Raw genomic sequence first — 8,988 nt, 5'->3', positions numbered from 1 at the left:
TTAAGCGGGTGTAGTTTAGTGGTAAAACTACAGCCTTCCAAGCTGTTGTCGCGAGTTCGATTCTCGTCACCCGCTTTATTTGGAAACAAATAACCAAGCATTTGGCTTGGGCGCGTAGCTCAGATGGTTAGAGCGCACGCCTGATAAGCGTGAGGTCGGTGGTTCGATTCCACTCGTGCCCATATTGGAGAATTACTCAAGAGGCTGAAGAGGACGGTTTGCTAAATCGTTAGGTCGGGTAACTGGCGCGGGGGTTCGAATCCCCCATTCTCCGTAGTATTATGACGAATTATCTTTTAGATAATTCGTTTTCTTTTTTTGAGGTGACAAAATGAAAAATAGTTTTTATCGATTTCTTCTTTATGGGTTTATTATTATTCTTTTTTTTGTAATGCTTTTTTCTTTTGTCTTTACTAATAAAAAATTAACCAAGGATATCTCGTCTAATGTTTCGGGTTTCGTTACCAAAGTAGACTCAGTTGTTTCAGTTCCATTTATTGCTTTATCAAAATCTCATAATGTTATTTCTGATCTCTTATCAACCTATAATGAGAATCAAGATTTAAAAAAATCTTTATCGAATTTAGAAAATCAATCATCTATTATTTCTAACTTGCAAGAAGAGAATGATTCTTTAAGAGCTTCGCTTAATCTTTCGGACAAGCTAAGTCGTGATAATGTTCTCACTGCTGAAGTTTCTATGCGACCTTCTGTGACTTGGTTAAAAGAGTTAACGATTAATGTCGGTAAGTCTAAGAATGTTAGTAAATCTATGCTAGCAACTTCTAATGGTGGAGTAATTGGTTTTGTAACTAAGGTATATGATGATACTACTACTATTTCTTTACTTTCTAGTAGTTCTAGTGATAGTTACCTTGCTTCTAGCGTCAAATCAGAGGATGATAACCAGATTTTCGGGATTATATCTCGTTATGATAATAAAAAGAAGCTGTTAGAGATGACACAACTCAATTCATCTTCTAACGTTAAGGTTGGGACTGAAGTAGTTACAAGTGGTCTTGATGATGTATCAGTAAAGGATGTTCCAATTGGTACTGTAGACTCTGTGAGTGATTATGAAGGAAATCGTACGATTTTGGTAAAACCTTATGCTGATTTTGATAAAATTTCTTATGTTACTTTAGTTGGAGATGGTAAATAATATGAAATTATCCAAGTATTCTATTATTCCTTTCTTACTGAGTATTGTTCCTTTTCTATGGGATGGTCATATTTCGATGATACTTAATCATTATTTATCTCCTGAATTTTTTCTATCATCTCATCTTTTCATTATTTATATTTTTATCTTAACTCTTGATTTTCCAAATAAGTATTCCTTTCTTTACCTTGTTTGTTTTGGATTTCTTTATGATACCTATTATTTCAAAACAGTTGGTATAGTAATTCTAACTCTGCCGCTGTTATGCTATCTGTTAACTCAGCTAGGTCGAATTGTTAAGAGAAATACCTATGTTGATTTTTTGTTAATGTTTTTATTCCTCTTTCTCTTTGATACTATAAATTTTGGCTTTGCCTTATTTTATGGTTTCTCCAATGAGTCTGTGACGGATTTTATTATTTATCAACTAAGTCCTAGTATAGTGTTTAATCTTTTGACCTTTATCTTTATTAAACCTATTCTTGAAAAATTATTTTTGTATCTGTCAGTTGATAGATTTAAATAGAACTGTAATATTGGCGTAACAAAGTTTGCGCCATTTTTTGATACAATTAATAGGTCTTATCGAAAAGGAGTAGTATTTTATATTATGAAAAAACGTATTCTTTCAGCAGTGTTGGTAAGTGGTGTAACCTTATCAGCAGCTGCATCAGTACATGCAGAGGATTATGATTCGCAAATCGCTGCTGCAGATAACGCAATTAGTAACCTTGCTTCTCAACAAGAGACTGCACAAGCGCAAGTTGCTACAATCCAATCTCAAGTATCTACACTTAGAACACAAAAATCAGAATTGGAAACTAAAAATGCTGAACTTGAAAAAGTATCAGCAGATTTGGAATCTGAAATTCAAGAATTATCAAGTAAAATTGTAGCTCGTCAAGATTCTTTGGCGAAACAAGCTCGTAGTGCTCAACAAAATAATACTGCGACTAGCTACATCAACTCTATCTTGAACTCTAAGTCAATCTCTGAAGCTATTACTCGTATCACAGCTATTTCAAAAGTTGTTACAGCTAATAATGACATGTTGACAAAACAAGAGTCTGATCAAAAAGAGCTTGCTGCAAAACAAGAACAAAACCAAGCTGCTATTAATGAGATTGCAACTAATAAGGCAGAACTTGAAACAACAGAAGCTGGTTTGACAACTCAACAAGCAGAACTAGAAGCAGCACAAGTTGCTTTGGCTGCAGAATTGGCTACAGCTCAAGATGAAAAAACATCACTTGTTTCTGCTAAATCAACTGCAGAAGCAGTGGCAGCTTCAACTGCAGCATCAGTTGCTCAGTCACAAGCAATTGCAGAATCAGAGGCAGCAGCACAAGCAGTAGCATCTTCAGAAGCGGCAGCATTTGTAGCTCAATCAGAGGCGGCAGCAACTTCAGAAGCTGTAGCTCAACCTTCAGAAGCTACTGTTTCAGAAACAGCAACAGCCTCAGAAGCAGTACAAGAACCAGTTTCATCAGAAACTTCAGAAACTACTCAAGAGCCAACTGTTGCAACTTCAGAAGCAACACAAGAGCCTGAAGCACAACCAGAATCAGCTGCCTCAGAGGCACAACAAGAGCCTGCTGCTCCAGCAACATCTGAAGCAACACAAGAGCCTGAAGCACAACCAGAATCAGCTGCTCCAGCAGCTTCAGAAGCACCTGCAGCAACTTCAGAAGCACCTGCAGCAACTTCAGAAGCACCAGCAAGTCAAGCACCTGCAGCTTCAGAAGCACCAGCTCCAGCAGCTGAAACACCTAAAGTATCAGCTGCCTCAACTCCTAATACATATCCTGTTGGTCAATGTACTTGGGGTGCTAAATCATTAGCTTCATGGGTTGGTAATTACTGGGGTAATGCTAAAAACTGGATTGCTAGCGCACAAGCAGCTGGCCACTCAGTTGGTACAACTCCTGTAGCCGGAGCAATTGCGGTTTGGCCAAATGATGGTGGTGGTTATGGTCACGTAGCTTACGTAACATCAGCATCAGGTGCAAATTCAATTCAAGTTATGGAATCAAACTATGCTGGTAACATGTCAATCGGTAACTACCGTGGTACATTTGATCCAACATCTTCAGCTCATGGTGGTTCTGTATACTATATTTACCCATAATGACTACAAGAAGGCGATTCGAATTTTCTCGAATCGTTTTTATTTTATAGCAAAATGTCTTTACTTTCTGGAATTACTTTTAGACGGGAAAATGTCGAGGTTAAGGTTAAATCTTTTTAGTCTTGTTAAGTTACTGTGACACCATTTATTTTGCATTGAAAATCAATCTAAAAAAAGGTAGAATGGTTTAGTAGATATTTTGGAGGAAATCATGTCTTATACGAATTTGAAGTTGTTTGCTTTATCGTCTAACCAGGAATTAGCAGCAAAAGTTGCTGATAAAATGGGTATTGAACTCGGAAAATCAAGTGTTCGTGAATTTTCAGATGGTGAGATTCAAGTTAATATTGAAGAATCTATCCGTGGTCATCACGTTTTTATTCTTCAATCTACAAGCTCTCCTGTAAATGATAACTTGATGGAAATCTTGATTATGGTTGATGCGCTAAAACGTGCAAGTGCAGAAACGATCAGTGTTGTTATGCCTTATTATGGTTATGCACGTCAAGACCGTAAGGCACGTTCACGTGAGCCAATCACATCTAAATTGGTTGCTAATATGCTTGAGGTTGCAGGTGTTGATCGACTTTTGACAGTTGACCTCCATGCTTCTCAAATTCAAGGATTCTTTGATATTCCTGTAGACCATTTGATGGGGGCACCACTTATCGCAGATTACTTTGATCGTGCTGGTCTTACTGGTGATGATGTTGTTGTTGTTTCTCCAGACCATGGTGGTGTGACTCGTGCACGAAAACTTGCTCAATGTTTGAAAACACCAATCGCAATCATTGATAAACGACGTAGTGTTGATAAAATGAACACTTCTGAGGTTATGAATATCATTGGTAACGTTGAAGGTAAAACATGTATTTTGATTGATGATATGATTGATACTGCGGGTACCATCTGTCATGCGGCGGATGCGCTTGCTGAAGCTGGTGCGACTCATGTCTATGCCTCATGTACTCACCCTGTATTGTCAGGTCCAGCACTTGATAATATTCAAAAATCTGCTATTGAGAAGCTTGTCGTATTGGACACGATTTATCTTCCAGAAGAACGTTTGATTGATAAGATTGAACAAATTTCAATTGCTGATTTGATTTCAGAGGCAATTATTCGTATTCATGAAAAACGTCCATTGTCACCTTTGTTTGAAATGGGCCATAAATAGACTAAAGCTAGCCTAGGCTAGCTTTTTTTGGTGTTTAAATGCGTTTGAGTTTTTGATATAATGTAAGGCATAATTGCAAAGAGGTGACAGTGATGGATTTAACACAACGTTTTAATAAAAATTTAGATAAGATTGAAGTTTCGATGATTCGTCAGTTTGACCAATCAATTTCAGATGTACCAGGTATCAAAAAGTTGACACTTGGTGAACCTGATTTTACGACTCCAGATCATGTGAAAGAAGCAGCTAAAGCTGCTATCGATGCTAACCAGTCTCACTATACAGGTATGGCAGGACTTCCTGCTTTGCGTCAAGCTGCGGCAGATTTTGTTAAGGAAAAATATAATCTTACTTATAACCCAGATAATGAAATCTTGGTGACTATTGGAGCTACAGAAGCCCTTTCTGCAACTTTGACTGCTATTTTGGAGCCAGGAGATACGATTCTTTTACCTGCACCAGCCTATCCTGGATATGAGCCGATTGCAAATCTAGTTGGTGCTGAAATTGTTGAAATTGATACAACAGCTAATGATTTTGTTTTGACTCCGGAGATGTTAGAAAAGGCAATTTTGGAGCAGGGGGATAAGCTTAAAGCTGTTTTACTTAACTACCCAACTAACCCAACAGGTGTGACTTACTCACGTCAACAGATTAAAGATTTGGCTGAAGTTCTGAAAAAATACGATATTTTTGTTGTTAGCGATGAAGTTTACTCTGAGCTAACTTATGTGGACCAACATGTATCTATTGCTGAGTATTTGCCAGAACAAACGATTTTGATTAATGGTTTGTCTAAATCTCATGCGATGACAGGCTGGCGTATTGGTTTGATTTTTGCACCTGCAGTCTTGACGGCTCAGTTGATTAAGAGTCACCAGTATTTGGTAACAGCTGCAGCTACTATGGCACAATTTGCAGCTATTGAAGCCTTATCTGCTGGTAAAGATGATGCCCAACCAATGAAAGTTGAGTATTTGAAGCGTCGTGATTATATTCTTGAAAAAATGACTGAACTTGGTTTCAAAATTATTAAACCTGATGGTGCTTTCTATATCTTTGCTAAGATTCCAGAAGGCTATACTCAAGATTCCTTTAAGTTCTGTCAAGACTTTGCTCGTGAAAAAGCTATTGCGATTATCCCAGGGGTTGCTTTTGGGAAGTATGGCGAAGGCTATGTTCGTTTGTCGTATGCAGCTAGCATGGATACTATTGAAACAGCTATGGCTCGTTTGAAAGAGTTTATGGAAGAACATGCAGAAGCTTGAGAGTAGAGGGCTTGTCCTCTTCAATCGTAATTATCGTGAGAACGATAAGCTAGTTAAGATTTATACCGAGCAAGCTGGTAAACGGATGTTTTTTGTTAGAGGTGGTGGGTCAGGTAAATTAAGTGCTGTGATTCAACCTTTAACCATCGCTGAATTCATGATGACTGTAAATGATGAGGGCTTATCTTTCATAGAGGATTATAGCCAGGCAGAGTCCTTCAAGGAAATTACAAGCGATATTTTCAAGCTGTCTTATGCGACTTATTTAGCTGCTCTGACGGATGCTGCTATTGCTGACGGTGTGGCAGATGCGCAATTATTTGCATTTTTGGAGAAGACGCTTGAATTAATGGCAGAAGGCTTGGATTATGAAATCTTGACTAATATCTTTGAGATTCAGGTTTTAGACCGTTTCGGTGTACGATTGAATTTTCACGAGTGTGTCTTTTGCCATCGTGTGGGGCTTCCTTTTGATTTTTCGTATAAGTTCTCGGGGCTACTTTGTCCAAATCACTATGCAGAGGATGAAAGGCGTAGTCACTTGGATCCTAATGTACCTTATCTTTTAGATCGTTTTCAGGGGCTTTCTTTTGAGGAATTGAGAAGCATATCTGTTAAGGATGACATGAAACGAAAGCTACGACATTTTATTGATGACCTCTATGATAATTATGTTGGAATACATCTTAAAAGTAAGAAGTTTATTGATAATCTAAATTCTTGGGGTCATATTATGAATAAAGAAGATAGTGCTGACTAGACATTATCTTCTTTTTGTTTCACGTGAAACAGGAAAGTAATGGTTTTCAGTCTCAGGGGTTAAAATGCAAGTCAGTTCGTGCTATAATAAGAAGATAATAAGCTGAAAGACTCTGCTAGAAATAGTGAACTAGTCTATTTTAGTTACATAATATTTTATTGATAGAAATCTGAGTTTATGTTTTATGGCAGAGGACAAGAGGGAGAATGCTATGCATGTAATTGCAGTAGATGCTATGGGTGGCGATAATGCGCCACAAGCAATTGTAGAGGGTGTCAACCAAGCTATAGCAGATTTCAAAGATATTGAAATCCAGCTTTATGGTGATGAAGCTAAAATTAAGACCTATTTGACAGCGAATGAACGTGTGAGCATTGTGCATACTGATGAAAAGATAAATTCGGATGATGAGCCAGCTAAAGCCATTCGTAAGAAGAAAAAAGCTTCAATGGTCTTAGGTGCACAGGCTGTTAAGGAGAAAAAAGCAGGTGCCGTGATTTCTGCGGGAAATACAGGTGCCCTTCTGGCTGCAGGTCTCTTTGTGGTCGGACGTATTAAGGGAGTTGAGCGTCCGGGTCTTATGTCAACAATGCCAAGTTTTACTGGTCAACCCTTTGATATGCTTGATTTGGGTGCTAATGCGGAAAATACAGCTAGTCATTTGCATCAATATGCTATTTTAGGATCTTTCTATGCTAAAAATGTGCGTGGAATTGCCAACCCTCGTGTAGGTCTCCTTAATAATGGGACTGAGGAAACAAAGGGGGATAGTCTTCGTAAGGAGGCTTTTGAGCTCTTATCTAAGGAGCCAAGTATTAACTTTGTTGGTAATGTTGAGGCGCGTGAAATTATGTCTGGAGCTGCTGATGTGGTCGTAGCTGATGGTTTCACCGGAAATGCAGTTCTTAAGGCAATCGAAGGAACGGGACTTGGTGCTATGAAGACCCTTAAGTCAGCTATCATGAATGGTGGTCTTAAAGCTAAGTTAGGTGCCTTCCTATTGAAAGACAGCCTAAAAGGGATGAAAGAGACTATGGATTACTCTAGCGCTGGAGGTGCGGTTCTCTTTGGTCTTAAAGCTCCCGTAGTAAAATGTCATGGATCTAGTGATGCTAAGGCGGTTTACTACACTATTAAGCAGGTTCGTACGATGCTTGATACTAAGGTTGTTGAGCAGCTAGTTGAAGCCTTTAGTCCGAAAGAGGAGGCTAACTGATGAGTAGAGTAGAAATTCTTCAGAAAATGCAGCTCGTAATTCAAGAGCAGATGGGTAAAGAGGACATTGTTTTAACCGAAGCTACCAAATTAGATGACTTGGGTGTGGATTCAATAGAGCTTATGGAATTCATTATTAATTTGGAGGATGAGTTCGACCTTGAGATTTCCGATGATACTATTGACCATATGGTTAAGGTAGCTGATTTGTTGGACTATTTGTCTGAGGAATTGAATAAAGAATAAGAAAGCTAGACGTAATAATATAATAGTTATTTACTATACGATTGTTATTTTTGTTGGAGTGAGGCAAGAAACTAAATGTTATATGGATTTAGTTCTGTCACACTCCTTTTTTCTATACATTATTTATTAAGAAACTCTAAAAAAGAACTAAAACACGAACGTTTTTTTTTACCTAAGTAATAAAGTTTGCTATATGTTGGTTTTTGGATTCTGGTGTGGTATAATTAAGACGAATAAACTTGAAAGGCGAACAATTCCATGTCAAACCAACTGATTTATACTGGGAAAGCTAAAGATATTTATAGTACAGAAGACGAAAATGTGATTAAGTCGGTCTATAAGGACCAGGCAACCATGCTTAATGGTGCTCGTAAGGAGACTATTAAGGGAAAAGGTGTGCTAAATAATCAGATTTCGTCTCTTATTTTTGAAAAATTGAATGCTGCGGGTGTAGCTACTCACTTTATCGAACGTATTTCTGATACCGAACAACTTAACAAGAAAGTTACTATCATTCCTTTGGAGGTTGTTCTTCGTAATGTGACTGCGGGTTCTTTCTCTAAACGTTTTGGCGTTGAAGAAGGTTTGGACTTGAAAACTCCAATCGTTGAATTTTACTACAAGAATGATGATTTGGATGACCCATTCATCAATGATGAGCATGTGAAGTTCTTGGATATTGCCAATGATGAACAAATTGCTTATATCAAGGAAGAAACGCGTCGTATCAATGAATTACTAAAAGATTGGTTTGCACAAATTGGTCTTCGCTTGATTGACTTCAAATTGGAATTTGGTTTTGATAAGGATGGCAAGATTATCTTGGCAGATGAATTCTCACCAGATAACTGCCGCCTTTGGGATGCTGAAGGGCACCATATGGACAAGGATGTCTTCCGTCGTGATCTTGGTAGCTTGACAGATGTTTATGAAGTTGTATTGGAAAAATTGCAAGGATTGAAGTAGCCTTTCACAAATAGAATGCTTGGTCTTCACTACAATCTTTAAGTAGAAATAGATAAAGGAAATAAA

The 8,988-nt window shown here is 37.9% G+C and carries 9 protein-coding genes and 3 tRNA genes; all 12 read left to right on the top strand.

Annotated features, from left to right (window positions below; all coding sequences use genetic code 11):
- Positions 1 to 4: 4 nt before the first annotated feature.
- The 12 genes from ADH51_RS01650 (at position 5) to purC (ending at position 8,922) form a co-directional block, all read left to right on the top strand.
- Positions 5 to 75, top strand: a tRNA-Gly gene (locus ADH51_RS01650).
- 33 nt (positions 76 to 108) lie between these two features.
- A tRNA-Ile gene (locus ADH51_RS01645) sits at positions 109 to 182 on the top strand.
- Positions 183 to 186: 4 nt separating this feature from the next.
- Positions 187 to 274 (top strand) — tRNA-Ser (locus ADH51_RS01640).
- 57 nt (positions 275 to 331) lie between these two features.
- Complete coding sequence (gene mreC / locus ADH51_RS01635) at positions 332 to 1,162, top strand: rod shape-determining protein MreC (RefSeq protein ID WP_048674036.1); 831 nt, start codon at positions 332 to 334, stop codon at positions 1,160 to 1,162.
- Position 1,163: 1 nt separating this feature from the next.
- Positions 1,164 to 1,688 (top strand): rod shape-determining protein MreD, encoded by a 525-nt coding sequence (gene mreD, locus ADH51_RS01630; protein ID WP_022495821.1) that lies wholly within the window; start codon positions 1,164 to 1,166, stop codon positions 1,686 to 1,688.
- An 84-nt stretch (positions 1,689 to 1,772) separates the two neighbouring features.
- On the top strand, positions 1,773 to 3,290 hold the full coding sequence (locus tag ADH51_RS01625) for a PcsB-like coiled-coil domain-containing protein (protein WP_048674034.1): 1,518 nt from the start codon (positions 1,773 to 1,775) through the stop codon (positions 3,288 to 3,290).
- 211 nt (positions 3,291 to 3,501) lie between these two features.
- Positions 3,502 to 4,467: a ribose-phosphate diphosphokinase gene (locus ADH51_RS01620; protein ID WP_002886286.1), complete on the top strand. Its 966-nt coding sequence runs from the start codon at positions 3,502 to 3,504 to the stop codon at positions 4,465 to 4,467.
- A gap of 92 nt (positions 4,468 to 4,559) precedes the next feature.
- A complete protein-coding gene (locus ADH51_RS01615) occupies positions 4,560 to 5,735 on the top strand; it encodes a pyridoxal phosphate-dependent aminotransferase (RefSeq protein WP_014633755.1) in 1,176 nt (391 codons plus the stop codon).
- Positions 5,722 to 6,495: a DNA repair protein RecO gene (gene recO, locus ADH51_RS01610; protein ID WP_048674031.1), complete on the top strand. Its 774-nt coding sequence runs from the start codon at positions 5,722 to 5,724 to the stop codon at positions 6,493 to 6,495. Before ADH51_RS01615 ends, recO begins: the two co-directional genes overlap by 14 nt.
- Positions 6,496 to 6,706: 211 nt before the next feature.
- Complete coding sequence (gene plsX, locus ADH51_RS01605; protein ID WP_013989885.1) at positions 6,707 to 7,711, top strand: phosphate acyltransferase PlsX; 1,005 nt, start codon at positions 6,707 to 6,709, stop codon at positions 7,709 to 7,711.
- Positions 7,711 to 7,956, top strand: coding sequence for a phosphopantetheine-binding protein (locus tag ADH51_RS01600; protein WP_004181960.1), 246 nt, complete (start codon positions 7,711 to 7,713; stop codon positions 7,954 to 7,956). Before plsX ends, ADH51_RS01600 begins: the two co-directional genes overlap by 1 nt.
- Before the next feature lie 258 nt (positions 7,957 to 8,214).
- Complete coding sequence (gene purC, locus ADH51_RS01595; RefSeq protein ID WP_002886293.1) at positions 8,215 to 8,922, top strand: phosphoribosylaminoimidazolesuccinocarboxamide synthase; 708 nt, start codon at positions 8,215 to 8,217, stop codon at positions 8,920 to 8,922.
- Positions 8,923 to 8,988: the final 66 nt, after the last annotated feature.

Origin of the sequence: Streptococcus sp. 449_SSPC (assembly GCF_001073005.1) — a bacterium.
In the GTDB taxonomy this organism is placed as follows: Bacteria; Bacillota; Bacilli; order Lactobacillales; family Streptococcaceae; genus Streptococcus; species Streptococcus salivarius_F.
The sequence above is the reverse complement of the archived record's forward strand: the minus strand, read 5'-3'. Positions and strand labels throughout refer to the sequence as shown.

Excerpts from the sequence above, each read along its gene's own strand:
- mreC (WP_048674036.1), top strand. The coding sequence starts at position 332 with ATGAAAAATAGTTTTTATCGATTTCTTCTTTATGGGTTTATTATTATT.
- mreD (WP_022495821.1), top strand. The coding sequence starts at position 1,164 with ATGAAATTATCCAAGTATTCTATTATTCCTTTCTTACTGAGTATTGTT.
- ADH51_RS01625 (WP_048674034.1), top strand. The coding sequence starts at position 1,773 with ATGAAAAAACGTATTCTTTCAGCAGTGTTGGTAAGTGGTGTAACCTTA.
- ADH51_RS01620 (WP_002886286.1), top strand. The coding sequence starts at position 3,502 with ATGTCTTATACGAATTTGAAGTTGTTTGCTTTATCGTCTAACCAGGAA.
- ADH51_RS01615 (WP_014633755.1), top strand. The coding sequence starts at position 4,560 with ATGGATTTAACACAACGTTTTAATAAAAATTTAGATAAGATTGAAGTT.
- recO (WP_048674031.1), top strand. The coding sequence starts at position 5,722 with ATGCAGAAGCTTGAGAGTAGAGGGCTTGTCCTCTTCAATCGTAATTAT.
- plsX (WP_013989885.1), top strand. The coding sequence starts at position 6,707 with ATGCATGTAATTGCAGTAGATGCTATGGGTGGCGATAATGCGCCACAA.
- ADH51_RS01600 (WP_004181960.1), top strand. The coding sequence starts at position 7,711 with ATGAGTAGAGTAGAAATTCTTCAGAAAATGCAGCTCGTAATTCAAGAG.
- purC (WP_002886293.1), top strand. The coding sequence starts at position 8,215 with ATGTCAAACCAACTGATTTATACTGGGAAAGCTAAAGATATTTATAGT.